This is a genomic window from Psychrobacter jeotgali, from assembly GCF_904846315.1.
Taxonomy (GTDB): Bacteria; Pseudomonadota; Gammaproteobacteria; order Pseudomonadales; family Moraxellaceae; genus Psychrobacter; species Psychrobacter jeotgali.
The window spans coordinates 2,571,170-2,597,443 of record NZ_CAJHAF010000001.1; the positions used below are offsets into that span (position 1 = coordinate 2,571,170).

The 26,274-nt window shown below is 42.1% G+C and carries 23 protein-coding genes; 12 read left to right on the plus strand and 11 right to left on the minus strand.

Annotated features, from left to right (window positions below; translation table 11 throughout):
- Positions 1–76 precede the first annotated feature (76 nt).
- A complete protein-coding gene (yjgA, locus tag JMX18_RS10625) occupies positions 77–586 on the plus strand; it encodes a ribosome biogenesis factor YjgA (RefSeq protein ID WP_201587606.1) in 510 nt (169 codons plus the stop codon).
- A 240-nt stretch (positions 587–826) separates the two neighbouring features.
- Here the strand turns inward: yjgA and JMX18_RS10630 are convergent, their stop codons facing one another.
- A complete protein-coding gene (locus tag JMX18_RS10630; RefSeq protein WP_201587608.1) occupies positions 827–1,447 on the minus strand; it encodes a thiol:disulfide interchange protein DsbA/DsbL in 621 nt (206 codons plus the stop codon).
- 519 nt (positions 1,448–1,966) lie between these two features.
- On the opposite strand from JMX18_RS10630, the gene ubiG reads away from it, so the two are divergent.
- The 4 genes from ubiG (at position 1,967) to JMX18_RS10650 (ending at position 4,781) form a co-directional block, all read left to right on the plus strand.
- Positions 1,967–2,770 (plus strand): bifunctional 2-polyprenyl-6-hydroxyphenol methylase/3-demethylubiquinol 3-O-methyltransferase UbiG, encoded by an 804-nt coding sequence (gene ubiG / locus JMX18_RS10635; RefSeq protein ID WP_406947372.1) that lies wholly within the window; start codon positions 1,967–1,969, stop codon positions 2,768–2,770.
- Positions 2,771–2,806: 36 nt separating this feature from the next.
- A complete protein-coding gene (locus tag JMX18_RS10640; protein WP_201587612.1) occupies positions 2,807–3,517 on the plus strand; it encodes an HAD family hydrolase in 711 nt (236 codons plus the stop codon).
- A 74-nt stretch (positions 3,518–3,591) separates the two neighbouring features.
- Complete coding sequence (locus tag JMX18_RS10645) at positions 3,592–4,404, plus strand: YciK family oxidoreductase (RefSeq protein ID WP_201587614.1); 813 nt, start codon at positions 3,592–3,594, stop codon at positions 4,402–4,404.
- 110 nt (positions 4,405–4,514) lie between these two features.
- Entirely contained in the window at positions 4,515–4,781 is a 267-nt protein-coding gene (locus JMX18_RS10650) for a DksA/TraR family C4-type zinc finger protein (RefSeq protein ID WP_201587616.1), read from the plus strand.
- Between the two features lie 145 nt (positions 4,782–4,926).
- Here JMX18_RS10650 and ompR read toward each other — a convergent pair whose 3' ends face one another.
- Positions 4,927–5,697 carry an osmolarity response regulator transcription factor OmpR gene (gene ompR, locus JMX18_RS10655; RefSeq protein WP_227674635.1) on the minus strand — a complete coding sequence of 257 codons (771 nt, stop codon included), beginning with the start codon at positions 5,695–5,697 and terminating at the stop codon, positions 4,927–4,929.
- 402 nt (positions 5,698–6,099) lie between these two features.
- Here ompR and JMX18_RS10660 point away from each other — a divergent pair, with 402 nt between their 5' ends.
- On the plus strand, positions 6,100–8,631 hold the full coding sequence (locus JMX18_RS10660; RefSeq protein ID WP_201587617.1) for a Tex family protein: 2,532 nt from the start codon (positions 6,100–6,102) through the stop codon (positions 8,629–8,631).
- A gap of 131 nt (positions 8,632–8,762) precedes the next feature.
- Here JMX18_RS10660 and JMX18_RS10665 read toward each other — a convergent pair whose 3' ends face one another.
- The 3 genes from JMX18_RS10665 to JMX18_RS10675 all read right to left on the minus strand — a co-directional run bounded on the left by JMX18_RS10665 (position 8,763) and on the right by JMX18_RS10675 (position 12,237).
- Entirely contained in the window at positions 8,763–9,218 is a 456-nt protein-coding gene (locus tag JMX18_RS10665; protein ID WP_201587618.1) for a hypothetical protein, read from the minus strand.
- 290 nt (positions 9,219–9,508) lie between these two features.
- Positions 9,509–10,342 (minus strand): hypothetical protein, encoded by an 834-nt coding sequence (locus JMX18_RS10670; protein ID WP_201587619.1) that lies wholly within the window; start codon positions 10,340–10,342, stop codon positions 9,509–9,511.
- 581 nt (positions 10,343–10,923) lie between these two features.
- Entirely contained in the window at positions 10,924–12,237 is a 1,314-nt protein-coding gene (locus JMX18_RS10675) for a saccharopine dehydrogenase family protein (RefSeq protein WP_201587620.1), read from the minus strand.
- A 640-nt stretch (positions 12,238–12,877) separates the two neighbouring features.
- Here JMX18_RS10675 and JMX18_RS10680 point away from each other — a divergent pair.
- Complete coding sequence (locus JMX18_RS10680; RefSeq protein ID WP_201526219.1) at positions 12,878–13,033, plus strand: DUF1328 domain-containing protein; 156 nt, start codon at positions 12,878–12,880, stop codon at positions 13,031–13,033.
- A gap of 138 nt (positions 13,034–13,171) precedes the next feature.
- On the opposite strand, the gene JMX18_RS10685 is transcribed toward JMX18_RS10680, so the two are convergent.
- Both JMX18_RS10685 and JMX18_RS10690 read right to left on the minus strand, forming a co-directional pair.
- Entirely contained in the window at positions 13,172–13,465 is a 294-nt protein-coding gene (locus tag JMX18_RS10685) for a 4a-hydroxytetrahydrobiopterin dehydratase (protein ID WP_201587621.1), read from the minus strand.
- A gap of 57 nt (positions 13,466–13,522) precedes the next feature.
- A complete protein-coding gene (locus tag JMX18_RS10690) occupies positions 13,523–13,813 on the minus strand; it encodes a GNAT family N-acetyltransferase (RefSeq protein ID WP_201587622.1) in 291 nt (96 codons plus the stop codon).
- Between the two features lie 352 nt (positions 13,814–14,165).
- On the opposite strand from JMX18_RS10690, the gene ettA reads away from it, so the two are divergent.
- Positions 14,166–15,827 (plus strand): energy-dependent translational throttle protein EttA, encoded by a 1,662-nt coding sequence (gene ettA, locus JMX18_RS10695; protein WP_201587623.1) that lies wholly within the window; start codon positions 14,166–14,168, stop codon positions 15,825–15,827.
- Positions 15,828–15,918: 91 nt separating this feature from the next.
- Here the strand turns inward: ettA and plsB are convergent, their stop codons facing one another.
- Positions 15,919–18,645 carry a glycerol-3-phosphate 1-O-acyltransferase PlsB gene (gene plsB / locus JMX18_RS10700; protein ID WP_201587624.1) on the minus strand — a complete coding sequence of 909 codons (2,727 nt, stop codon included), beginning with the start codon at positions 18,643–18,645 and terminating at the stop codon, positions 15,919–15,921.
- 226 nt (positions 18,646–18,871) lie between these two features.
- Here plsB and ybaK point away from each other — a divergent pair, with 226 nt between their 5' ends.
- Both ybaK and JMX18_RS10710 read left to right on the plus strand, forming a co-directional pair.
- A complete protein-coding gene (gene ybaK / locus JMX18_RS10705) occupies positions 18,872–19,345 on the plus strand; it encodes a Cys-tRNA(Pro) deacylase (RefSeq protein ID WP_201587625.1) in 474 nt (157 codons plus the stop codon).
- A 99-nt stretch (positions 19,346–19,444) separates the two neighbouring features.
- Positions 19,445–19,819 (plus strand): 5-carboxymethyl-2-hydroxymuconate Delta-isomerase, encoded by a 375-nt coding sequence (locus JMX18_RS10710; RefSeq protein WP_201587626.1) that lies wholly within the window; start codon positions 19,445–19,447, stop codon positions 19,817–19,819.
- A gap of 104 nt (positions 19,820–19,923) precedes the next feature.
- On the opposite strand, the gene JMX18_RS10715 is transcribed toward JMX18_RS10710, so the two are convergent.
- Together JMX18_RS10715 and JMX18_RS10720 are read right to left on the minus strand one after the other, a co-directional pair.
- Positions 19,924–20,376, minus strand: coding sequence for a DUF3037 domain-containing protein (locus JMX18_RS10715; RefSeq protein WP_227674636.1), 453 nt, complete (start codon positions 20,374–20,376; stop codon positions 19,924–19,926).
- A 241-nt stretch (positions 20,377–20,617) separates the two neighbouring features.
- Positions 20,618–22,438, minus strand: a complete 1,821-nt coding sequence (locus tag JMX18_RS10720; RefSeq protein ID WP_201587628.1) for an acyl-CoA dehydrogenase C-terminal domain-containing protein — start codon at positions 22,436–22,438, stop codon at positions 20,618–20,620.
- A gap of 483 nt (positions 22,439–22,921) precedes the next feature.
- Here JMX18_RS10720 and JMX18_RS10725 point away from each other — a divergent pair, with 483 nt between their 5' ends.
- Positions 22,922–24,007, plus strand: coding sequence for an FUSC family protein (locus JMX18_RS10725; RefSeq protein WP_201587629.1), 1,086 nt, complete (start codon positions 22,922–22,924; stop codon positions 24,005–24,007).
- A 33-nt stretch (positions 24,008–24,040) separates the two neighbouring features.
- On the opposite strand, the gene aroE is transcribed toward JMX18_RS10725, so the two are convergent.
- Positions 24,041–24,889 carry a shikimate dehydrogenase gene (aroE, locus tag JMX18_RS10730; RefSeq protein ID WP_201587631.1) on the minus strand — a complete coding sequence of 283 codons (849 nt, stop codon included), beginning with the start codon at positions 24,887–24,889 and terminating at the stop codon, positions 24,041–24,043.
- Positions 24,890–25,581: 692 nt separating this feature from the next.
- On the opposite strand from aroE, the gene JMX18_RS10735 reads away from it, so the two are divergent.
- Positions 25,582–26,265 (plus strand): hypothetical protein, encoded by a 684-nt coding sequence (locus JMX18_RS10735; RefSeq protein WP_227674637.1) that lies wholly within the window; start codon positions 25,582–25,584, stop codon positions 26,263–26,265.
- Positions 26,266–26,274: the final 9 nt, after the last annotated feature.

A 26,274-nucleotide genomic window follows, 5' to 3' on the forward strand; every position in this document is an offset into this window, starting at 1 on the left:
TGTTAAAAATAAAAGTAGCTGGTCACTACTAAAATGAAAATCTACTTAATTTTTATCTATAACTTTGGAAACTTGTATGATTGATTGGTCGGAACAGGATATGCGCGTCTCGCGCACAGAGCTCAAGAAAGCCCATGAGCGCTTGCAGGATTTATCGATACCGCTTGCTAGCTTATCAAAAAAGCAGCTAAAGAATCTGCCCGCCAGTGATTATTTTATGGCGGAATTAATGGCACTTGCTGATATTACTAGCGCCAACGCTCGCAACCGACAAACCAAGCGGGTAGGTAAGCTAATTAGTGAAGAAAATCGCCACGAATTGGTCCAAGCTTTATTCGAAGCTTACTTTCCCAATGAGCAAGTTGCCAAAATAGAAAGCTGGCAAGATAGATTAAATATCAACGATGAAGGGACGATCAAACAATTCGTAAAACAATATAAAGCATCGGAGCGCAATAGTTTGTATCAACTGCTACTTTGGATTGAGTATGCCAAGCATATGCAAGACGATGAGTTAATGGCGGAGTCTAAAGAGGATTTGGCCAGCTATATCCGTGAAGTCTCGATATTGTCGCATTTAAAATAGCTATTTAACTATATTGCTTAACGATCTTTATTGCTTAACGATCTTTGCTTAACTACAGTTGCCTAAATGCAGGGGCTGAACTGCATATTTAGTTAACGATTGAATGGTTGTTAGCATCTATTTAGAACCAAAAAAAGCCAATCACTATTGATTGGCTTTTTGGTATCTGTTAGTTCAAGTTCATGATAATTTAAACTGGCTTTTTGATGAGATAAAATAGCTGTACTATTTTTTGCTTTACTACTTTTGTTCAGTACGGACTTTATCAACTAAAAAGTCGACTACTTTGGGTACTTGAGCATCTTCACCTGTTACCACGTATTTGCCATGTACTACTACTGCAGGTACACCTGAAAGCTGATAACGTTTAGCACCTGCCTGCGAGCGTCCTACTTTAGTACCTACTGCAAATGAGTTATAAAGGCTATTAAATTTCTTTTGGTCAACACCTTTTGAGCCATACCATTTAGCAAGTGAGGCTTGATCAAACAACTTTTTGCCTTCTTTATGGACAGCATCAAAAAGGGCATCATGAGTCTTATCTTCATAACCAAGTAACTGCGCCGCATAGAATCCGCGAGCACTAGCTTCCCAAACTGGGTTAAGCGCCGCTGGAGTTTTAAAGAAGGCCACATCTTTATCTTTATTTTTGGCCCATTTTTCCATATGCGGGTTTAGAGTGTAGCAATGCGGGCAACCATACCAAAAGAACTCACGAACGATAATAGCATCACCGCTGATGTTTTCTGGATTATCTAATACACGATAGTCCTTTCCTGCGACATAGTCGGCTGCTTGTGCGCTCATATTTGCAAGCCCAATAGCGCAAGCGAGACCGGTCAGTGCGATAACACGTTTCATACTTTTTCCTTGAGATAAGAAGACTGAAGTTTTTAGTTTGTCTACAATAACAAACCATAGCGCACAGAATGCATTTATGTGCCTATGATAACGTAAAAACACTAAAGTTGTGAACCGTATTCTTAATTAACCGTTGTAAAGCTGTGAGCTATTATTAATCTTAGTTTACAAAGTTGGTTATAAAGATATTGAGAAGATAAATAGACGATAAATAGATCGAGATTACATCCATTAATAAGTGGCTAAGCTGAATAGCTAAGGGCAGCCACAATCAACCACATATGCGCTCACGACAAAGTATAGGCGGTCATGCTAACATTAGTCTTATATAACCCCATCAATTACTGTATAAATATTATAGTATCATACAGGTAAGCGAATACTGGCTTTAGCATGCCCTTATAGATACTAAATAGAGATTAATATCGATAATGACAATAAAGGATAAATATTATGAGTTTAGAGGATTCTGCTTCACAAAACACCAATCCAAAAACCCCTGATAATAAGGCAGATGTTATGAATAATGAGATGACTATTGCTACCAATGTTGATCCTAGTGAAGTCGACAAGTTCAATAAACTGGCTAGCGAATGGTGGGATAACTCTGGTGCCTTTGCTACCTTGCACGAGATCAATCCATTACGTTTGAACTGGATAGAAGAAAACGTCAAACGTGGCTATCAAAGTAATACTACTGAAAATACTAATACTGAAAGCCTTGATGCTGAGAACAGCACAGGATCCGAACTTGCCGGCAAAAAGATAGTTGATATAGGCTGCGGCGGTGGCATCTTAGCAGAATCAATGGCGCGCCGCGGTGCTGATGTAACCGGTATCGATCTAGGCACAGAAAACCTAAAAGCGGCCACGGTTCATGCCCAGCAAAGTGGATTAGAGCACACTTTACGTTACCAACATATTGCAGTCGAAGCGCTAGCAAAAACTCACGCCGGTCAATTCGACGTAGTGACTTGTATGGAGATGCTTGAGCATGTGCCTGATCCTAGTGCGATTGTGCAAGCGTGTTTTGATTTGCTCGCACCGGGCGGTGTCTGTGTCCTGTCTACCATCAACCGTAACCCCAAGTCTTATTTATTTGCGATCATTGGAGCAGAATACGTGCTACGTTTGCTAGATCGCGGAACGCATGATTACGCTAAGTTTATCACTCCAGCTGAGCTCGATAAAATGGCGATTAATGCTGGTTTTACTCGCCAAGACATCATTGGACTGCATTATAATCCAGTCACTAAACGCTACTGGTTAGCGCAAAATGTCGATGTCAATTATATGATGGCAGTGCAAAAACCGCTGGTTTAAATTCACCCTTTTTAATATGAGAGAAGAGTCTCTACTATGACCCAATTTGTAAAAGCAGTTCTGTTTGACCTTGATGGTACTCTCGTAGATACTGCCGCTGATTTTGTACGCATTATTGGCAAGATGAGTAGTGAGAATAACTGGCAAGCGCCTAGCGCTGCTGATATTCGTGAGCAGGTCTCAGCTGGAGCATCAGCGATGGTCAAAATGATGCTCCAGCAAAATGGACAATCGGAGATAAGCGAAGAACAACTTCTTGATTTTCGTCAACAGTTTTTGGACGATTATGAAACTGATATTTGTGTCGATAGCTGTTTGTTCGATGGGCTCGATGAGTTACTCACTGTGCTCGAAGAAAAGGGAGTACCTTGGGGTATTGTCACCAATAAACCACGTTATCTAACCGAGCAGTTATTAGAGATAATGGCATTAGATGAGCGCTGCTCAGTATTAGTCTGTCCTGATGATGTTTCACGAACCAAGCCTGACCCTGAACCCATGTATATGGCGTTAGAAAAGCTCAGTATACCGCGCGGTGCGGCCGGCTGCGTGCTCTATGTTGGCGATCATAGACGTGATATTGATGCTGGTAATGCAGCAGGTATGCAAACGGTGCTGGCAGCTTATGGTTATATTCCGCCAGAGGATCAACGCAATCTCAAAAAGTGGGGTGCTGATTATATCGTTGATGAGCCACAACAGTTAGGAAAGCTGCTGTTATCCTCCGGTAATTTTGAATATATATAGATAATAAAATCTGTAAAACGAAGCATTTAAATAGTCCTAAAACACATTTTTATTAAAAAGTAGTGAGTAATACTATGCATAATAATACTGAACACCTCGCTAGCTCAGCGGCCAATCAGCCTTTAACCCATGATGATATTCGTAACTTCACAATGCCGGATAATAGCCTAGAAGATAAAATAATATTAATTACTGGTGCAGGGGCGGGGATTGGGCGAGTAGCGGCCTTGACCTATGCACGTTATGGCGCCACAGTCCTATTATTAGGGCGCACCAGTAGCAAGCTTGAAGCAGTGTATGATGAGATTGAAGGCTTAGGTGGTAAGCAGCCAGCTATTCTACCCATGGATTTAGAACATGCCAATTATAGCGAGATGCAACAATTAGAAGGCTTGATTAGAAAAGAATTTGGTCGCTTAGACGGTATACTACATAACGCTGGTATCTTAGGTGAGCTGACTCCACTTGAGATGTACGATGTTGATCTTTTCGCCAAGGTTATGAAAATCAATACTACCGCTACCTTTATGCTAACCCAAGCATTGTTGCCGCTAGTAAAAGAGGCGCCAAATGGCTCTATTGTCTTTACTTCCAGCTCTGTTGGTACACATCCTCGTGCATTTTGGGGAGCGTACGCGCTGTCCAAACAAGCGGTTGAGGGCATGAGTGATATCTTTACCCAAGAGACTGAAAAAACCACCAATTTGCGCTTTAACTGTATCAATCCAGGGGGTACACGTACTAATATGCGCGCCCATGCTTTTCCAGGCGAAGATCCTAAAAGTTTGAAAACACCTGAAGATATTATGCCAGGTTACGTCTGTTTAATGAGCGATGATAGTATCGGCGTACGTGGGCAAGTAGTAGCGTTACAACCCAAGGTTTAACCTAAGTTTTTAACTATTGAAGTTATGATCCACTAGCCCCATCTATTTGTTATTAAAGACTTTTATAGTATTGAAGATAAGTAATAATAAATAAACAGAAGGATAAGATTATGGCAGGTGGATGGTCAAGAGATGGCGCTGAACATGAGCAAATGGATGCCACTGTAAATGATGCTTTAGACCGCGTGCGCAGCGCGATACCCAAAGGTGAGAGTAGTGAGTATTGTGATGAGTGCGGTGAGCGTATTCCAGAAGCTCGCCGAATAGCGCTACCAGGGGTGCAGCACTGCGTTGGCTGTCAGACTGAGCTTGAGCAAACGGCAAAGGCAACCGAGCTTTTTAATCGCCGTGGTAGTAAAGACAGCCAGTTACGCTAGTTAGGTTAACTAGCGAGTAGCTAACCTATAAAGAAAAGCCCTGTACGATATCGTACAGGGCTTTTCTTTATAGGTTAGTTGTAATTAATAAAAAGATTGTAAGTTAAACACCAATCGGACCAAGTGGCATCGTAGCATTTTATGGCTATTTATCACTAGTCTCGTTAGTATCAGCTTCTGGCTCAGCTTCGTCGGGAACGAAAACATAACCCACACCCCACACGGTCTGAATATAACGTGCTTGTGAAGGATTGTCTTCAATTAAACGGCGTAAACGTGATACTTGAACATCAATTGAGCGCTCCATAGCTCCCCATTCACGGCCACGGGCTAGATTCATCAATTTGTCACGGGTTAAAGGCTCGCGTGGGTGCTGTACCAATGCTTTTAATACTGAAAATTCACCAGTAGTCAAAGTCACCACATTACCATCACGTTTGAGGGTGCGGGTAGATAAATCAAGGGTCCAAGGTCCAAACTCAACCACTTCTAACTGATAGCTTGGCGCCCCAGGAAGCTCACGGTTTTGGCGACGCAAGACCGCTTTAATACGTGCCAGTAGCTCTTTTGGATTAAAGGGCTTAGGTAGATAATCATCGGCACCTGCCTCAAGACCAGCGATACGATCAGCATCTCCCCCTTTCGCAGTTAGCATAATAATAGGAATATCAGCATTATCCTCACGTAAGCGCTTACAAATGCTGATACCATCCTCGCCCGGAAGCATTAAGTCTAACACTACTAAAGAAAAGAGCTCTCGCTGCATCAATTTGTCCATCTGACTGCCATCGTGAGCAGTACGCACTACAAAACCATCGTCTTCTAGAAAACGTTGTAGCAAAGAGCGCAAGCGCGCGTCGTCGTCAACGACTAAAATACGCTGAGTCATCGTATCGGGGCTTTTATTATCAGTCATATCGATCTCCTTAATAAGCATTATTATTGTAAAAAGCGTTGTAATTATTAGTACATCTATTTAATAAAGTATCCATTAATAATAATTTGATTACAGAAGTTAAGCACAACTTTTGTGCATTAACTAATTATTAATTGATTTTTTTAATATTATTGCTTTAGTGTATAAGATTGCACTACTAATTGCATCATTTGTCGGCATAAATGCTGTATGCGTTTGTTTAACAGGGGCTTACTATAGCTGCTCTGAGCTGATTTGCCTGATAAAAACCTTTATTTTGTTAATAAATAGTAGGTTTTAAGCCATAAAAAAGAGAATGAATAATGAAAGTATAAAAAGGATTTTTATTCATGCAGCTTTTGCTATAATGCCAAACTACATTTCTCAATGATTGATACGGATATGAGTAGCACTGATACCTTAACGTCATCACAGAGCCAAACGAAAGTTCAGGCTTTAGATGCAACCACACACGCGAATATTCACGATAAACTTGCTCGCGCGCTTGGCATTAAGACTGCTCAAGTTAACGCGTTTGTCAAACTGTACGATGAAGGAGCAACGGTTCCGTTTATTGCCCGTTATCGTAAAGAAAAGACCCAAAGTCTTGATGACGCCCAGTTGCGTGCGCTAGAAAAGTCGCTCAACTATGAGCGCGATATGGCTGCACGCCGACTCAAGATTACTGAGCTGCTAAGTACGCAAGGCAATCTAACTGACGAGCTTCAGACCCGTATCAATAATGCGACGTCTAAGCTTGAGCTTGAAGACATCTATTTGCCTTATCGCCCGCGCCGCCGTTCACCGGCAGCTAAAGCCCGTGCTGCAGGTTTGGATAGCGCTGCGCAGGCAGTATTGACGCAGGAGATTACGCCGACAGCGGCGCTAGCAGATTATCAAGCGCCTACAAGTATTACTGATGATAGCGGCAATGAAATCGAAGTCGACTTTAGCGATATTGAGAAGCAGCTGGCAGGTGTACAAGCTATTATCGTCGATGAGTGGACACAAGCACTAGGTCTGCTCGATAGTGTGCGTAATGGTTTTGCCAAGACTGCCAGTATCGTATCCACTGTCGCTAGTGACGAAAAACGTGAGGTCGGTGAGAAATTTAAAGATTATTTTGAGCATAGCGAGAGCTTAGCCCGTCTGCCCAATCATCGCCTGTTAGCTATGCTGCGTGGCCGCCAAGAAAATGTTCTGGGCCTAAAAATTGAAGGCGAAGATACGCCTTTTATCGAAAAAATTATTAATCAGTTTGATATTGATGCCAAAGCGCCTAGTGAGCGTCGTGAGTTCTTAACCGAAGCGGCGACTAGTCTATGGAAAGATAAATGGCGTCCTCATATTGAACACCGTTTATTAACTGAAAAACGTTTGGCTGCCGAAGCGGATGCCATTGAGGTGTTTGCTAATAACTTGCAGCATCTATTGATGGCGGCTCCCGCTGGGCGCAAAGTTATCTTAGGCGTTGATCCTGGCATTCGTCATGGAGTCAAAATGGCGATTATTGATGGCCAAGGTCATGTCATGCTGGATAAGGATGAGCAACCGGTCATCGCTACGGTCTACCCCTTTGCGCCTGACAATAAAATGGATGAGGCCAAAAGCATTATTGATGGCTTACTAAGCACTTATGACGTAGATTTGGTAGCGATCGGTAATGGTACCGCCAGCCGCGAAACTGATGCGATGATAAAAGAGATCTTAGCTGCTAATGACCTCTTAAAAGCCAAAGCAGTTATCGTTAATGAATCTGGCGCTTCGGTTTATTCAGCCAGCGAGCTTGCTAGTGAAGAGCTTGCTAATTTAGATGTATCTGTACGCGGTGCCGTTTCTATTGCTCGCCGTTTACAAGATCCGCTATCAGAGCTGGTTAAGGTCGATCCCAAAGCTATTGGTGTTGGTCAGTATCAACATGATGTCAACCAAAATCAGTTGGCTGATAGCCTTGACAAAGTCACCCAAGACAGCGTAAATGCCGTAGGTGTCGATGTGAATACGGCTAGCCCCGCTATCTTGGCACATATCGCTGGTCTGAATCGTAACGTTGCCCAGCAAATCGTGACTTATCGTAAAGAGCATGGAGCGTTTGATAGCCGTGAAGCGCTAAAGAATGTACCACGCTTAGGCGCAAAAACTTTTGAGCAAGCCGCAGGGTTTTTACGTATTCATGACGGTAGCAACCCGCTTGATGCTACGGGCGTACATCCAGAGAGCTATGCGCTAGTTGATAATATACTTACGCAAACCGGTAAAGACTTAGCCGAATTGTTAGGTAATGACAGTGTCTTGAATACTATTGATACCGATGCGGTAGCGGCTAACGATGATAATATCAGTGTCAAAGCTATTATCGACGAGCTGGCAAAACCTGCTCGTGATCCCCGTCCTGAGTTTAAAACGGCAAATTTCCGTGAAGATGTTAATAGCATCAAAGACTTAGAAGAGGGCATGCAGCTTGAAGGTGTCGTTACTAATGTGACTGCTTTTGGCTGCTTTGTAGATGTCGGCGTGCATCAGGATGGTTTAGTGCACATCTCCCAAATGGCTAATGATTTTGTCGCTGATCCTATGAATCGGGTAAAACCGGGCGATATCATCTCTGTACGGGTTATCTCTATTGATGAGCAGCGTGGACGTATTGGCTTTAGTATGAAGCCTGAAGGGGAGAAGCCAGCACGTAGTAAGCCCGCTGTAGATAATGCTAACAGCGACAAGTCTACTGCTACGCGGGGTAATCAGCGTCCAGTAGCAGATAATAAGCGACAATCAAAGCCTCGTGGTAAGCGTCCTGACAGCGATAAAGCTGGCAAAAATACTACTAACAATCGTAGTAAAGCTTCAAAGTCTAACCAATCAGAGTCTCCAAGCAAGATGGGTACGCTGGGTGCGCTATTGCAAGAAGCTGGAGTGACCAAATCTAAAAAATGATGGTCTAAAAATGGGCACTCTAAAAAATCATGATTTTACAAACATTAAAAAGGCAGCCTAATTAGGCTGCCTTTTTAATAGCTTAGACTGTGCTATCTCTCTGTTTAGAATAGGTTCAGACTATAATACTCTTAGCGTGCAACCACACGGCGACTTTCATTCGCTTCAATTTCAGCTGGTTGAGTCGCTAGTAGTTCACCACGATTGTCTTTCTTTTTCTCTTGTAGGGTAATAGGAGCCGCACTAGTACGCTCATCAGCAGGAGTGACACTGCCACTAGTAGCTTCACCGAGCAACATTGGCTGATAGTTTGCACTACTGTGCTGCTGGTTCAGCGTGATTGGAGCAGCAGTATTATCAATAGCCACATTTTCTTCTTCAGTTTCAGTCAGTTCAACCTCACCGGGCTGGGTCGCTAACAGCTCACCATCAGGACCCTCTACTTCAGCTTGTAGGGTGTTATCTACAGCAGCGCCGTTCATATCTGCTGGGGTGATATCGTCAGAGTTCGCTGGAGCAGCAACGACTAGGGTTGGGATAGCTAGAGCAGCGCCCATTAGCAGCGACAAAGAAACATTCTTTTTCATTAATTGACTCCTTAAAAGTTAATATTAATATTTTTCTATAATGATTAACGAAGCATGTTAAGAGTTAATAAAAACCTCGTAACATCTTAAGGTAAGAAAATACCAGCTATGAAGCTGGTATTTCAGTAGTAAACTAATTAACAATCTAACAGCTTGATGTTTTTACGTAGAGTTATGCAACTGTAAAACGCAGGATTTTACGCCCTACGATTTGAGCTATCCATTTGTATTTCATTACATAATCGTACTGATTAGACTTATTATCTATACTTATATCTATACTTATCAGATTACTCAACGATTACATATCTACCTGTGTTTGGATCAACTAGACGCTGCTGAGGTTGAGTATTGTCAGGAACACGAATAACAGGAATCGTTTCATCAAACTGGGTATTATCTATAATTTCAGCATCAGCTTCTTGGCCAACAACTACTGCTCGATTACGACCTTCGATAGCAATGGCATCATTACCACCTGCAGTATCGACACGACGCACTTGGTCTTGCGGCGCTACAATAACTTCTTTCACCCGATATTTAGCAGGACGGATGACTCGAGTAGTTTGCACTACTACTGGCTCTACCACGCGCTCTTCAGCAATAGCGACCTCAGCTTCAGGCGCTTTGGCTTCACTAATCACCGGCGTCGGGAAGCTATCACCAAAATGGTTATCACACTGCTGCATAGTTAGGCGTACCGGATTGCCATTACCGTCCATATAGACGTTTACTGGCATATCTGCTGCAAAGGGTACATATTTGCCTACTAAAGCTCCAGAAACACCATAACGCCCATCTGATTGGCCAACTCCTAGATCACACGCACCAGCTTCATAATCTGAGGTGCGTAGATTCTGGCTATTCACTACACTTTGAGGAATCATAACTTCAGAAAGGCGCATTTTTTTTACGCTTGCTTCACCAGCACGGCGCTTTGGATTCTGATAGGTATAAGGAGTATAAAACTTGGCTGAGCCATCTTTTACGGCTGCTACACATTCATCATAACTGTCATAGCCTACGTTACCATGGCTATCAGTGATTACAGCTGCGTTAGCAGAGGTTGCAAACATAGCTATACCTGAAGTTAGCATAGCGGCGGTCAATACATTGAATTTCATAATTTATTCCTCTCAATAGTTATAGTTAGTCTTAAATATTCAACTAGAACACCATCAATTTGAGAATATCAAGTGTGCTTCTTCGGGTAGTCGTTAACTTTCCATCTGTAGTTTCATCTTATTAAAGCCAAGTTTTTATTAACTTTGATTCAGCTGTTATTGAACTCAACTAGCACTTATCGAGCTCAATTAACCATGAAATTATCAATGCGACCACTCAAATGATGTCAATATTAATGTTACGCATTCAATGTTACGACAGTCACTTTATGATGGCTGTTTCATTGCGCTAATAATGTGTAGCGTAATGTGTTGAAAAGCAGAAAAGGGGCAACATCGTTCACTAAAGCCGTACGTTGTTAGCATCCGTTAACATTATTTCAGAATGAAAAGTAGCAGCGGATAATGAGATTATGGAAAGTAGAGTGCCCATAGCTATTGTTCATAAAGCTATTAAAAGATATAAGGCAGGACAAAAAAACCGCACTCTATTCAATAGAGTGCGGTCATTATTATAATGAATCCTTAGATGGATTTACTCACCGATTTTTAATAACGCTGTTATAAAACCTTGAGCGCTGCTACTTATCTAACGTTGTAAATTCAATACCAGAATGCGCTTCGAGGCGAGTTATCAAGCTGTCACCCATAGCAGAGGCTGGGGTCCAAAATCCGCCTGCAACATCATCCTTACTGATATCTTGTGCTAGACACAAGGCTGATTGCGCTAACATACGAGAGGTGCTGCCATAACCGGGGTCTTTATCGCCTGTAACTTTGGTGCTAATGCTATTACCGTCAGCCGTTTCACCAAAGAAGCGGATATCAAAGAAGCCATTCTCTTGCTCGGATTTAGAAGGGCCATCACCCGCTTTCGTTAAGACGTGTTTGGATAAAAACTCACGACTGGTCTTAAAGGTCATGGCAGTAGCAAAGCCTAATAGACCGACGCTCATGCCATAACTCATCAGTTGGCCTTTAACACCATCTTTCATCCACATCGCTTCATCATATTTAAAGTCGCGACCATAATCATAATCCAGTAGCTGGTTAGTGCGATGAACGATACGAGTGTTGATACTAGCCATTACAAAGGGAGCCAGCCAGCGATCATGCTTATCGTCATATATAGGCTTACTGACATTGTCTTGGCGCACGTTTGGAGAGTTACTATCATCATTTAGCAAATAAGGGTTCGCTACTTGCTTGCGACGAGACTTGTCTTTGCCGACTTCTTCAAATATAGTCGCCATCGAGGCGATAGTACCGCCTGACAACCCGCCTTTTGCTGCCTTTACGCGCATGTGGATGACTTCGCAGGCTTCATCGAATTGGGACTCGGCTTGTTGCTGAGTAAAGTACACTCCCAAATCTGAAGGAATAGAGTCAAAACCACAAGAATTGACGATACGTGCACCAGTTTTCTGTGCATTATCTTGATATTTATCCATCATATCTTTGATAAATATAGCTTCACCAGTCAAATCGACGTAATCAGTACCATGGTCAGTACAGGACTTGATAAGCGGTTCGCCATACTTAAGATAAGGGCCTACAGTTGAGATAATAACTTGAGTTTGCTGGGTCATCTCATCAAGACTGGCAGGATCATTACTGTTAGCAATAATGATATCTACCTTTTCATCATTAGTCTCGCCAAGCTCGGATTGTAGTTTTTTGAGCTTGTCTTCATCACGACCTGCTATCGCCCAATGAGTATCTTGGGTATCTTCTTCGGCTAAAAATTTGTTTAAATAATGAGCGGTAATTTGCCCAACAAAACTGGTAGCGCCGTAGAGGACGACAGCGTAAGGACGTTTTTTATTGTCATTATCGTCAACCTGTTTAGACAGATTAGTCTCACTTGTCGATGTGGTGTTATCCGTATTATTCATATAAATTTTCCTTAGTGTTTTTCTTTAGTATTGAGGGCTTGAGTAGTTAGAGCTGCGCCCAGTTTATAATGCTTACAATGGATAAAGGGTATAAAGAGGTGAATAGTTATGACTGCAGAACGGTAAAGAACGACCATGACCTATCAGTATAATCATTTGTACTTAAATAGCGTATTAAAATTCGTTACTTAAAAGTCTTATTCAAAAGAGCAGTTGTAAATGGATAGTGGTACTTCAGTGGTATAAAGCCAATAGTAAAGGTTTTAGCGGAAAGCGGATAAATATCTGAGCACAACTAGCTAAAAAAGCCAAGTCTAAATTATATTAATCATCAAATACGTTACAAATCAGTCGATAATATGACATATGTTACAAAATGTGGGATGAAGATTACCAAAGTGAACGTTATTTACCTAAATTTTATTGTTAATCTAAGGCCATAAGCTTGAGTAGTAATGCTTAAGTGGTATTATTTTTAAGTAATACTTTCTATCAGCATTAAATATCAAGGTTTATAAAAAAGAAAATAAACGAGTAGGCAGTTGATTGAGATACTACAGCTTTTTGCTAAAAAAGCTTCGTAGAAATTAATGAACTCAATAAGGCCAATGAGTGTTTTAATACTTTAAGGAGAATAATTATGTTTCGCTGGGCTATTATTTTTGCAGTTATCGCACTGTTAGCAAGTTTACTGGGTTTTGGCGGTGTTGCAGGTTTATCCTCTAACCTAGCCTATATCTTCCTAGTAGTTGCTGTTATTTTATTCATTGTGGCTTTTGTTGGCCGCAAGATGTAATTAAAGCAGATAAATTAGTTATCTGAATAGTTATTCAAAAAAACGTCCTCAATGAGGACGTTTTTTACTATAGTCTAATTCAACACAGAATAAGTCTAATTCAATCCAGAGTAAGTTTGATTCAATATAGATAATCTATCATAGGCGTTTAGGCTGGATAATATGTTCCATACGTTTAGCGAGACGAATATCTAAGCTACTAATGCCGCCAGTATCTTCGTTGGTTAAGCGCACCTCTACCACATTATAAAAGTTACGCCACTCGGGATGATGCTCAAGTGCTTCAGCGTAAAAAGCAGCCTGATTCATAAAGCTCATGGCTTCAATAAAATCACTAAAATGATAGGTTTTAACGATACTATTACCATCACGATGCCAGCCAGCTAAATCCTGTAGTTGTAAATCAATTTGTTTGTCAGATAAACTACTCATAAAAATATCCTCAATTATGATAGAAAAGTCAGTTGACGCTTCAAGTAATACTTGCGACTAGACTAAATCCTTATATTCAGGATTTTTGTCAATATAAGTGGCTACAAATGAGCACTGCGGCACTACCTTTTTATCGTTTTCGCGCGCATAGTCCAAAGCATGTTTGACCAGTGCTGAGCCGATACCCCGACCTCCTAGCTCTTGAGGAACGATAGTGTGATCATAAACCAGAGTATCGCCGCGCTGTTGGTAACTGATAAAACCAGTATGATCATTAACAGTGGTTTCGAAACGTTGAGCTTGGGTATTATGAGTAATATTTATATCTTGTTTTGAGTTCTGATTCATGGAGAGCTCCTTTTATTAATAATAATTATTATATAGGGTGTACTACTAATACTATATTACCTGAAAGTAAAATTATATCTATTGTTTATAAAGAGCGCAGACTATTGCTGTAAGAAAATCTGTTTAAAATTAAGATTATGACAAAAATGCGCTTACTTTGTGCCTAAAGGTGTAAAACCAGTCTGAAAGCGCCTTGCTAGCTTGCAGGGTCTGCCCCACAATGCGATAATAGTGAACAATTTATACCCTTATTTTGGGCAGGGTGAGGAGGTTGCTGAACTACTTTTAAAGTAGCGTAGTTGTACGCACATTCTCTATCACTGACCCTTTTATGTAGTCCATCGGAGTGTTAATGGCTCAATATATTTACACGATGAACAACGTGTCAAAACTTGTTCCCCCCAAGCGCGAAATTTTGAAAAACATTAGTCTATCCTTTTTCCCAGGTGCCAAAATTGGTGTTTTAGGTATCAACGGCTCGGGCAAATCAACCTTGCTACGCATTATGGCTGGGGTCGATACTGAGTTCAGTGGTGAAGCACGTGCGCAGCCCGGTACTAAAATTGGTTATCTACCGCAGGAGCCCCAATTAGATGATAGTAAGGATGTGCGTGGTAACGTCGAAGATGGTATGCGTGAAGCTTTGGACGCTCTTGCTCGTCTAGATCAAATTTATGCCGAATACGCTGAGCCTGATGCTGACTTTGATAAGCTAGCTGAAGAGCAAGGCAAAATGGAAGACATCATCCAAACGTGGGATGCGCACAACCTAGAGCCGCAATTAGAAAAGGCAGCTGATGCGCTACGCCTGCCGCCATGGGATGCTGATGTTAGCAAACTATCAGGCGGTGAAAAACGCCGGGTAGCCTTATGCCGGTTGTTACTATCACGTCCTGATATGTTATTACTCGATGAGCCTACTAACCATTTGGATGCTGAATCAGTAGCTTGGCTTGAGCAGTTCTTGCAGAACTATAGCGGTACTATTGTGGCGATTACCCATGACCGTTATTTCTTGGATAACGTAGCTCAGTGGATATTGGAGCTTGACCGTGGTTATGGTTATCCTTATGAGGGCAACTATACTGAATGGCTCGAACAAAAGAATAAACGTTTAGAAGAACAGCAAAAGCAAGAAGAGGGCTTTGCTAAAGCACTTAAAAAAGAGCTTGAGTGGATTCGTAAAAATCAAAAAGGCCAGCAGGCCAAGTCTAAATCTCGTGTACAACGTTTTGAAGAGCTGAACTCAAAAGAATTCCAGCAGCGTAATGAAACCTCTGAGATTTATATCCCGCCCGGCCCACGGCTAGGCAATAAGGTTATTGAGGTCAACGATATCTCTAAATCTTTTGGTGACCGCTTACTATATAAAGATCTTAGCTTCAATGTACCACCGGGTGCTATCGTCGGTATCATTGGGCCAAACGGAGCTGGTAAAACCACCCTGTTTAATATGATTACTGGCCGTGATGAACCTGATACGGGTTCAGTTGAGCTGGGTGAAAGTGTCAAAGTGGCCTATGTAGGTCAGGTCCGTGATAATCTTGATGATAAAAAAACCGTTTGGGAAGAAGTTTCAGATGGTTTAGACGTGATTAAAGTTGGCGACTATGAAACGCCTAGCCGAGCCTATATTGGACGTTTTAACTTCAAAGGTTCAGATCAACAAAAGCATGTTGGTCAATTATCGGGTGGTGAGCGTAACCGTTTACAACTGGCAAAAACCTTGAAACAAGGAGCGAACGTCCTATTATTGGATGAGCCCTCTAACGATTTGGATATCGAAACTTTACGTGCGCTAGAAGATGCGATTCAGGTCTTCCCGGGTACGGTAATGGTAGTCTCGCATGACCGTTGGTTCCTTGACCGTATTGCGACCCATATCTTAGCATTCGAAGAAGAAGGTCCGATCTGGTACGACGGTAACTATTCTGAGTTTGAAGCTTATCGTAAAAAGACTATGGGTGACGATGCAGGTCCTAAGCGCATGAAGTATAAGAAAATCACTAGTTAGTCTAAAAATCGTAAGCATAAAAAAAGACCTCTAACCAATTAGAGGTCTTTTTTTATGCGGCTAATAAGAGGTGTTGAATAAGCTAATTTAATTAACGCTTAATGCTAAATTTACGCTGTTTTTTATTACTAATCTCAGTAATAGCATGGGCGATCTCTTCTTCACTCAAACTTGCCACTTGCTGCAAAATCTGCATGATATCAGGGTTAAGAATATATTTAGCATGTTGCGCAATATCATTGATGCGATGATCAAAGGTTAGTATCCCTGTTTCATCGTCTTTTTGCACATAATCAAGACGGATAAGCGCAGCGACAAAACTAGTAAAGAGCGCCCGATCAAAGAAGTCAGGAATATCATCTGCATAAAGAACCGACAAGCGCTGGCCCAGCAAATGGCATAGATCAACCACTTCATCTTCAGTTAGGTTGCCTGAGCCCTGCTGGGCGAGTAAGGCAAGGGTCATAAAATAACGCTCAAGGCTCTGCTCAACAGGGGCCGCCAATACTTCTAGTTGCTGATATTTGTTACTGTTAGCCTCAGGTACACTAAGAATATCATTCCCTAACTCAACAATAAGACCATGAGTAATCATATTTTCAATTTTATGATTGAGGGTATCGGCTAAACCATGAGCAGGATAATATAAGAACAGCTCACTTTGTAGGAAAGGGTAGAGCTGCGCCACAATGCCATCTAAACGGCTGCGCTCGATACGCCCATTGCGTGCGACCAAAGCAGCTAAGAATGACAATAAAATAAACACATGCAGGATGTTATTACGGAAGTAACTGAGTAGAGCCGCCTGTTTGCCAGCGACTTGGATAATGTCGCCTAAGATATGGGGAATGCGCTCAATCAATTTAAGCTTGATACCATAATCGATAATTTGCTGCGGACTCATATCCGTGACCACAGTGTCATCAGAGTAGGGCAGTTGCCGAGCAATGTTTTGATAAAGGGCGATTTGCTCACGGCAAATCTCTTCATCAAGCGCAGCTTTTGGTGCTGATAATAATACTAAAGATAATAAGGATACCGGATTGACTACAGCTGCTTTATTAATATGCTGCATGATTTTTACGCCCAGATTATCCACCATAGCACTGGCGTTATCACTGAGTGGGGTGTCGGTGCGGTTGGCTGGTAAACTGTCAGCAGGGACATCGAACTTTTGCATAAAGTCATTGAAGTGTAAAGGCGTACCAAAGCTCAGATGGACTGTACCGAAGATTCGCTCAATTTTACGACCTACTTTGAGTAGTCCAATTATTGATTCTGATTCTTTTGGCTTTCCTTTAAGCTCACCCACATAGGTACCCCCTTCCATAATACGCTCATAGCCGATATAAGTGGGTATAAAGACCACCGGCTTATTAGTGTGACGCAATTGGCTATGTGCTGTCATAGCAAGCATACCCATCTTCGGTGGTAATAGGCGTCCTGAGCGTGAGCGACCGCCTTCGATAAAGTATTCAATGGGGGTGTTGCGGGTGATGAGCGTATGCATATATTCGCGTAATACGGCGGTATAAAGCGCATTACCACGGAAGCTACGACGGATATAGAACGCCACCGCACCACGTAATAATGGGCCTAATATCGGCACATCTAAATTATCACCTGCTGCAACATAAGGAATGCTTAAGCCGCGCTTATAAATAACATAGGACAACAGCAGGTAATCGACATGGCTACGATGACAAGGAACATAAATAATCTCATGATCAGCGGCCAGCGCCCGTACCCGCTCAAAGTGGTGCACTTCTACACCATCGTAAAGCTGCGTCCATAACCAAGTCAAAAACCGATCAAAGACTCGAATGATAGGGTGCGAGTAGTCATTGACCATCTCATTAGCGTAGCCTCTAGCAAGACTGCGCGCTTCTCTTACCGTTATGCCTTCAGCTTCGGCTTCCTTTTCTATCGCATGCTTAATCGCTGGCGAGTAGATAAGCTTATCTACCAAGTTGCGCCGATCTGATAAATCAGGCCCCAGCATACTGGAGCGCTGTTTATCTAAATAAATATTTAGCTGCTGTTGTAAACTTTTTACTAGCTCACGGTTGGCATCAGTAGTAGGAACTAAAGCCTTAGATACGTTTTTAGTAGAAGCGTCCTGCACCTTGTTATCATTATTATCATTATTTACTACATAATTAGGAGCTAAGGTCTCATCTAAGTTATCTTGGAGAGTGCTATCAATGAGTGCTCGTAGTTGCTGCGGCGGATGAAACTGGACAAAGGTATCACGTCCCATTACGCCAATATTAAATAGCTGCTTGGTAATACCGGGGTCTTCCCAGTTATCGGTCATCAATAGTTTGAATAAAGAATCCTCTTTTTCAGGCGCTCGGCCCCATAAGATTGATACCGGTATTAAGCGAATCTGCAGCTCTGGGTGTTGCAAAGTGGCCGCAATCAGCCGTGACAAACGTGGGGATAGCTGATGATCCTTAGCTCGGGGATGACGTAAAAAGATAATAGCAGCGCTTTCATCAATATCATGAATACTATCTTTGACCCCAACCAATGCCGGAGGAAGGTTATACTCTTTGGTTTGGAGGTCAATCAGAATGCTATTAGAACGAGAGTAGTCTTGCAGCACATAAAAAGTCAAAGTCTGCTGGTCCCCAGCAAGCTCTGGTATCTCGCCTAACAGTTTAGGTTTGACGGCGACATCCAGCGCTTGTCCTGACACCTTCCGGTATAGCTGGCTAATAGGTGCTTTTGGCGACAGCGCTACTACTTTTTTATTGGCTGTATCCTCAGTTAGAGGTGCTTTAAACAGACGTTTTTTTAAAAACTTCGGTATCATAATAGAAAACCAAACAGGTAGAATATAGTATGCTTATGATGCCATAAAAGCAGCTAAAACGATATATCGAGTCCGTATTCATAATTATTATCTTATAATTAGTACGGTCTCTTTACCTACTATGAGCCTATTATAGAGACTTATCTATACTGCTTTTTATACTCTACTATTGCTACGGCTCGACATACCCTAATCTAATAAGTATCAAATTTTAAGGTGAGCACTTATGACTCCAGCTGTTAATATTGCCCAACAACACAACCTTGATTATCAATTGCACGAATATACTCATGATAGTAGCGCCGCTTCTTTTGGTTTAGAGGCGGTTGAAAAGCTCGGAGTTGCTGCCGCCCAGGTTTTTAAAACTTTAGTAGTAGAAACCGATACCGGAGGACTAGCAGTAGCTGTTTTACCGGTAGATACTAGTCTTAATCTCAAAAAAACGGCCAAAGCTTTAGGTTGCAAAAAGGTAAAAATGGCGGAACCTAAACAGGTTGAGCGCAGTACGGGCTACGTCCTTGGCGGAGTCAGTCCGCTGGGACAAAAAAAGTCATTACCGACGTTAATAGATGACTCTGCAAAGAAACAGTTAACGATATATGTCAGTGCAGGCAGGCGTGGGTTAGAAATTGAGCTACCCCCCAACGCCTTGGCTACAATCCTCAATGCTACTTTTAAGAGTATTGTGGACAATAGATAGTGTACAAAAAACAGTGATAAGATTGATTTGAATGTTCAACAGACCCTAATTAGCTAGTACTTCATCAGCATATACAGCTTTTATAAAAGGATATATTCTATGCCGCACCTCACCATCCAAGCATCCCCTAATGTGAACATCACTCACGAAGAATCATTGCTTAAGGCTTTGAATCAAGCATTATGGCAGAGTGGGCACTTTGGTAAACCTACGGATATCAAAGCGCGAATATTACCTATTAATACCTTTTTAGTTGGGATTGAAGATGATCAGCAACAACGGGGCTTTATTTACGCCCATCTCAAATTGATGGCAGGGCGTGAAGTTGAAGTACGTAATCAATTAGCTAAATTACTAGTTACTACCATAGAAAACCAGCTAGGTGCCCAGCAGACGGGACGTACAGTATTACAAATAGCAGTTGAGGTAGAGGAAATTAGCGATATCTATCACAAAAAGATTTTGGGCAGCTGATATTTGCTAGAGGCGGCTGAGAATAGTATTTACTAATCTCTGTTCTATTACGCTCTAGCTTACTAATTTTTAGTTCACTGATATTTAGGTTGTTGTTAGTTATTTTATTGGCATAATGCTTGACTAGCGTACTGTGGCAAAATGATAATCTCAGCAATATATCCGGCCGTTTTTCCTTGGGTTGCCATCAGATTGCGCGCAATGCGTAATCGATACTTACCAGATTCAGGCAAACAGTCTTGGTAGATAATACCGCCTTTAGTGCCATCTTGTTGCCCATTTGGCATATGTAACACTCCAACATTGGCGGTTTCTGTGGTATCAGCGCGTGGTGCAATGTTAATAATCGCGTATTGTCCACTTGCCGCTTTAAACTGATACCAGCGTTCGCTCTGTTTAGGACTTAGCTTGCCGGTGATAGTAGTGCTCAGTTGCTTATTGGCGAAGCGGATAGGGGTGTCGTTAGTTTTAGCTGCAGCGCTGTTTACACTTAAGCCTACCAGTAGCGTAGCGAATAAAGTGCAAGGTAGGCCATAGCGTAAAGACCGATGGCTCATAGTAGGCAGTGCCTTTATAAATAAATGATTCAGTAACTTAAAGGACGACATAGATTACTCCGTTAATGAGCAAAAGTAGTGGTGAGCGCTATACTAAGAATATAGATCAACGGCAAGTAAAGAGCGATGACCTACCTTATCAATATCAATTCTATAATTATCAGCCCTATTATTTTAAATAAAAAAAGCGCCCAATTAATAGGCGCTTTTGTAACGAAAATGGTAATAGGTCTAGACTAAATTAATCTAGGAAAGCAAAGTTCTCGATATCCATTGAAGTCATACTCTCGCTTGGCGCAACCATACCTTCAGCATGACCTGAGGTACGTGGCAAGATTTTATCAAAGTAAAACTCTGCTGTTTGAATTTTTGCGGTGTAGAACTCTGGTGCTTCAGCGCCACCGTTTTCAAGCTTATCATAAGCGACTGCCGCCATACGAGCCCAATGATAACCCATCATCACATAGCCTGAATACATCAAGAAGTCCTCAGAAGCGGCTGAGATGATTTCACGATCTTTACGTGCCATCAGCATCAAGCGTACAGTTAAAGTATTCCATTCAGCACACAGCTTGGTTAGCGCCCAAACGAATTTGCGCATGTCTTTATCAAGAGCATACTCGCCGCACCACTTCATGATACTTGAAGTATAATCACGGATGATTTTACCTTTAGATTGCAGAATAACTTTACGACCTAATAAATCAAGCGCTTGTACGCCAGTAGTACCTTCGTACATAGTGGCAATGCGAGCATCACGAGCGATCAGCTCCATACCCCACTCTTTGATATAACCGTGACCACCATAAACTTGCTGACCGTGTTTGGCCGCTTCGATGCCAAGCTCAGTTAAGAAGCCTTTGAGAATAGGAGTGTAAAAGCCAAGTTTGTCATCCCATTTTTCAAACTCTTCATCATTACCGTTAGCGATACCCTGAGCCATCTTGTCAGCATAACGTGCTGAGTGGTAAATCATTGAGCGACCGCCTTCAGCAAATGCTTTTTGGGTCAACAGCATACGGCGAACATCGGCGTGATGAATGATCGCATCGGCTACTTTTTCAGGATCTTTAGTCCCTGATAGGGCGCGCATAGAGCGGCGGTCTTTGGCATAAGGAAGGGCGTTTTGGAAGGATAGCTCCGTATGGGCTAAGCCTTGAATACCAGTACCAATACGGGCGGTGTTCATAAAAGTGAACATCGCTTTTAGGCCTTTATTCGGTTCACCAATCAGATAACCAACCGCATCATCAAAGTTCAATACACAAGTTGAGGAAGAGCTAATACCCATCTTGTGCTCGATAGAACCACAAGTGACGCCATTACGCTCACCTGATTCACCTTCTTCACTTGGTAAGAATTTTGGTACGATAAATAAAGAGATACCGCGGGTGCCTTCAGGGGCATCTGGCAGGCGTGCCAGTACGATATGAATAATATTATCGGTTAAGTCGTGCTCACCGCTTGAGATAAAGATTTTAGTACCACTTAGCTTATAAGTACCATCTTCTTGCGGAATAGCTTTTGACTTGACTTGTCCTAAGTCGGTACCACACTGAGGTTCGGTTAGACACATAGTGCCTGACCATGAGCCTTCAACCAGTTTAGGCAGATAAACCTCTTTTTGCTCATCAGTACCATACTGCAATAAAGTATTGATACAACCCGTAGATAGACCAGGGTACATCGCCCAAGGCCAGTTAGCGGTACCGATCATCTCAGATTTAATCAGGTTAATCGACATCGGCAAGTTCATACCGCCGTATTCTTCAGGATAAGAGATACCTTGCCAGCCACCTTCTACGAACTGGTTATAAGCTTCTTTAAAACCTTTTGGCGTAGTGACAACGCCATCTTTAAAGTGACAACCTTCTTCATCCGCAGGCTGATAGATAGGCGCAAGAACATTTTCGGCAAAGTCAGCCATACCTTGCAAGATCATATCGATGGTTTCTGGATCAGCGTTTTCGCCATTATCCAAGTCTTTGTAATGCGTTTGATAATCAAAAACGTCGTTAATCAGAAATTTGATATCACGTAAAGGGGCTTTATAAGTTAACATAGTTGCTCTCTTTAATGGGCTGTAGTGGATTCGCCTACTTTATATTATATATAGAAAGATAAGGTCAGTGATTTATAAGACTATAGCAAAACGTTATTAATAATCGTAGCTAGTAATCATATACGATCAGTAAGTAGCAAGGTTTTCACAAACCAATAGATAACAAATCCTCTTAATATAAAAGCTAAGCTCTACTGGTCTATAGTATTAACTAGCAGTATAAGTCTTCTGCAATAACAAATATAGTATTAATAATTAAAATTCATGTCTTTTGAGTTCATATATTACTTTAATTTATGTATATTAATCCCTTTTAATGATTAAGACAAATTATGACATCGAAGGCTGTTCATAAGCGTATTATCTGAAGACTGCTTTAAGCTTGCTTCTACCTATGGTTATATGGCGCTTAGATATGCTCGTTAAACGTAGCTTTAAGAGACAGCTGTTATTTCTTCTAAATTTAAAAATCAATGGTTATTTATGACTATAAAACAATTAGTCAGTGGCGAGGTTGCGCATTTACTAACTATCAACAAAAGCCGCCGACCGTGGCACATGCCAATTATTGCGGCTATCGCTATCAGCTTTCCGGTCTTTGTTGGGGCCCACTTTGATGCTTTATCTTCAGGTATCAAAGCGTCTTTGGGAGCGATGATTATTTTGAACCTGCCCCTTGCAGGCTCTCTGCCTTATCGTTTAGTAACGGTAATGGCATGGGGGTTCGCAATGTCGCTGTGCTTCTCGCTTGGGCTTATTGCCCAGCAGGTTCCGCTGCTTATCATTCCTGTATTTGCGTTCATGGCTTTCGGTATCGTTATCTTTGGGCGTTATTATCGCCAGCCACCACCAGCAGGATTGTTTGTGATGATGGCAGGAGCCATTGCCTTATTCATTCCTGTGTCGCCTGATGAACTGCTATCGGCAACCGGGCTGGTACTGTTAGGAAGTAGCTTTTCTATGATTATGGCGCTGCTTTATACGCTGTTTCTGCTGCTAACCCGTCCTTCTGCCCCGACGCCTACTTACCATTATGAACCAGATACTATTAGCGAAAGTATTATAGTAGCGGTTTTTGTCAGTCTATCGCTATTGATAGCTTTAATGCTAAAGGTACCAAATCCTTACTGGGCAGCGGTGAGTTGTTTTCTTATTATCCAAGGAATCCACTTGCGAACTATGTGGATTAAGCAGTTTCATCGTTTATTAGGGACGCTGTTAGGGATTGGTCTAGCCAGTTGGCTGCTGTCTTGGGAGTTGTCAATGTGGGGCGTTGCTACTGCTATACTCATCATGATGATTTCCATCGAGTCGCTGGTAGATCGTCATTATGGGCTGGCGGTGATATTTATTACTCCGCTTACTATATTTATCGCTGAATATGGTAGCAATTTGCCCCTATCGCCGCAGTACTATCAGCAAGTGGTGAATGCGCGCTTATTAGATACTACTATCGGTTGTGTGGTGGGCTTTGGTGGCGGTGTGGTTATGCATATCGACCGTTTACGCTTACCCCTACGCCGCTTTGAGCAAGGGATATTAGCAAAAATAGGCCAAAAGTCAGATTAAGGTGTAGAGTGGAGCTTTAACCCCACCTCTTAACTATTTATTTGTTGTGAGATTCGCTTGTTGCAAAGCTTGAGTAGCCTGAGTGACATCAATAGCTTGACCTGTCCAGCGCTTAAAACTTAAAGCTGCTTGGCCAATGAGCATCCCATAACCATCCGAAGCCTGAGCACCGCGCTCCTTAAAGTGTTGTAAAAACGGTAGAGGGCGGCCATACATCATATCGTAAGCATGCTGAGCTTGTAGATTATCAGCAAGTGGTAAGGTTGCGTCGGTCAGTCCAATAGAAGTAGCATTTATAATCAAATCAAAGTCGCCCGTCAGATCAGCAGTGGCACAAGTTGTGATAGAGTGCTGATTTATCTCATTGCTAGCAGCGCTGAGCTCGGCGACCAAGGTATCGGCTTTGCTCAAAGTACGATTGGCTATAGTTAGCGCTCCGATACCCGCTTGAATAAGTGGTAACACTACGCCGCGCGCAGCTCCGCCGGCACCGATAAGCGCTACCCGAGCGTTTTTTAAAGGCCAGCCCAAGCTGACGATATGATTGACCAAACCTTGACCATCAGTGTTATCTCCATATAAGACCCCATCTTTTACTAGTAAAGTGTTGACGGCTCCAGCCACGCTGGCATGTTCGGATAGCGCGCCGCGCTCTTGACACAAGTCATAAGCTACTTGCTTAAAGGGTACGGTCACATTAGCACCTATGCCGCCGCCACCGAAGAAAGCTTCAACCACAGCAGTAAAGCTAGCCGCATCATTAGGGCAGTACTGGCGCTGATAACGAATATCTAGCCCGATCTGATCAGCGAAAACTTGATGAATTTGGGGCGATTTACTATGAGCAATAGGGTTGCCAATTACGATGAAATGCTGAGTCATAGACGATCCGGTTGCTAGAAGATTAGAGAAAAAGTAAGGGGTAAGGATAGAAAAAATAATCAAAACTTACTCATCATAGGGGATAACAATATTTTTAACAAATTTGTACTGTCGGTGATTGTTATCCGTAACGTAAAGGGTGGTCAATTGCTAGGCAGTTGGGTAAACTGTTAAGCTAATTATTTGATAAAACTTTTGGTGCAAAAGGAGTTAATAATGGGTTTACCAAGCCTGTTTAACTTTATATTGTTCAATCCTATATTGCATTTAATATCAATTGACTAGTCGCTCAAAGTTGCGCCCGTTTTCGTAATTATTTTAATGACTATTTTCGTATCTTTTTTCATAACTATAATGACTACAAAATTACGGAACAGTTATTGCAGGTACGGGGCATATTGTAAACACTAAGTATAAAGTCCCAAATACGAAAAATGTGCATCAAGCGATGGATTAGAGCTTAGAAGCCTGCTTGCTAATAACCAAGTGTGGACACGCAGAGAGGCTCAGTAATCCTGACAGTACCAGTATTAAACACAGAGTGGTAAAAGCCATCTGTTATAGTTATTCACCTTATCGATAAATGCTGTATTAATGATGCAGCGTTTTCAAGCCCTATTATTTATAGCCCATTTCTTATAAGCGGTCTATGAGTAAATAGCTGATTAATATAATTCTAAGACCTTAAGAGTGTGAGTAAATTGCCCATGTTGAATGATAATCTACAGACCTTCGTAGTCGGTATAATAATGGCAGCTGGTGTATCGTTAAGTGCCTGTAACGGTTCAGAGTCGGAGGTAGTAAAAGATACTGCTGTTGAGACGGTTACCGAACAAACCTCTACCGCAGAAGTGCAGGCTAAGTCTGATTCGGACATGGATGGCGCTACGGTTGAAGGGGTGCCAGTCAAGTATGATTTGGCTTCATGGCCTAATGATGCGGTTGAAGCAGTCGATATCAATGAGCTCGACGGTATTGTTTCAACCTTTGGCAAGGTTGTTAGTAAGGACGAAAGCAGTCTGGACTATGCCAGTAATCCTGCGACCAAATATCGTTTTATGCAAAATGATAAGCCTTATTTGGATGTCATTGATTCGCAAAAGTATCTAGAGTTCGGTTGGTATTATGCCAATCCTACCGATTCTGATAGCGAAAAAGAGCTGAGCCAAAAGCACGCCAAAAAAGTCTATCAGATGTCGCGCCAGCTTATGGGCGATGAAGGCGGCAAAGTGCTCAACCGGATGCTCAATGGACAGATTATCAAGAATGAAACGGTCGGTGGTCAAAAAATCGAACTGGCAAAGTGCGAGTTTTATAGCTGTATGCTGGTGTTAAATAAGTCTGCCGCCTCGCCCGCAGGAACAGATATCAGCTAACGAGGTGCC

Coding starts and splice junctions, on each gene's coding strand:
- yjgA (WP_201587606.1), top strand. CDS start 77: ATGATTGATTGGTCGGAACAGGATATGCGCGTCTCGCGCACAGAGCTC.
- JMX18_RS10630 (WP_201587608.1), bottom strand. CDS start 1,447: ATGAAACGTGTTATCGCACTGACCGGTCTCGCTTGCGCTATTGGGCTT.
- ubiG (WP_406947372.1), top strand. CDS start 1,967: ATGAATAATGAGATGACTATTGCTACCAATGTTGATCCTAGTGAAGTC.
- JMX18_RS10640 (WP_201587612.1), top strand. CDS start 2,807: ATGACCCAATTTGTAAAAGCAGTTCTGTTTGACCTTGATGGTACTCTC.
- JMX18_RS10645 (WP_201587614.1), top strand. CDS start 3,592: ATGCATAATAATACTGAACACCTCGCTAGCTCAGCGGCCAATCAGCCT.
- JMX18_RS10650 (WP_201587616.1), top strand. CDS start 4,515: ATGGCAGGTGGATGGTCAAGAGATGGCGCTGAACATGAGCAAATGGAT.
- ompR (WP_227674635.1), bottom strand. CDS start 5,697: ATGACTGATAATAAAAGCCCCGATACGATGACTCAGCGTATTTTAGTC.
- JMX18_RS10660 (WP_201587617.1), top strand. CDS start 6,100: ATGAGTAGCACTGATACCTTAACGTCATCACAGAGCCAAACGAAAGTT.
- JMX18_RS10665 (WP_201587618.1), bottom strand. CDS start 9,218: ATGAAAAAGAATGTTTCTTTGTCGCTGCTAATGGGCGCTGCTCTAGCT.
- JMX18_RS10670 (WP_201587619.1), bottom strand. CDS start 10,342: ATGAAATTCAATGTATTGACCGCCGCTATGCTAACTTCAGGTATAGCT.
- JMX18_RS10675 (WP_201587620.1), bottom strand. CDS start 12,237: ATGAATAATACGGATAACACCACATCGACAAGTGAGACTAATCTGTCT.
- JMX18_RS10680 (WP_201526219.1), top strand. CDS start 12,878: ATGTTTCGCTGGGCTATTATTTTTGCAGTTATCGCACTGTTAGCAAGT.
- JMX18_RS10685 (WP_201587621.1), bottom strand. CDS start 13,465: ATGAGTAGTTTATCTGACAAACAAATTGATTTACAACTACAGGATTTA.
- JMX18_RS10690 (WP_201587622.1), bottom strand. CDS start 13,813: ATGAATCAGAACTCAAAACAAGATATAAATATTACTCATAATACCCAA.
- ettA (WP_201587623.1), top strand. CDS start 14,166: ATGGCTCAATATATTTACACGATGAACAACGTGTCAAAACTTGTTCCC.
- plsB (WP_201587624.1), bottom strand. CDS start 18,645: ATGATACCGAAGTTTTTAAAAAAACGTCTGTTTAAAGCACCTCTAACT.
- ybaK (WP_201587625.1), top strand. CDS start 18,872: ATGACTCCAGCTGTTAATATTGCCCAACAACACAACCTTGATTATCAA.
- JMX18_RS10710 (WP_201587626.1), top strand. CDS start 19,445: ATGCCGCACCTCACCATCCAAGCATCCCCTAATGTGAACATCACTCAC.
- JMX18_RS10715 (WP_227674636.1), bottom strand. CDS start 20,376: ATGAGCCATCGGTCTTTACGCTATGGCCTACCTTGCACTTTATTCGCT.
- JMX18_RS10720 (WP_201587628.1), bottom strand. CDS start 22,438: ATGTTAACTTATAAAGCCCCTTTACGTGATATCAAATTTCTGATTAAC.
- JMX18_RS10725 (WP_201587629.1), top strand. CDS start 22,922: ATGACTATAAAACAATTAGTCAGTGGCGAGGTTGCGCATTTACTAACT.
- aroE (WP_201587631.1), bottom strand. CDS start 24,889: ATGACTCAGCATTTCATCGTAATTGGCAACCCTATTGCTCATAGTAAA.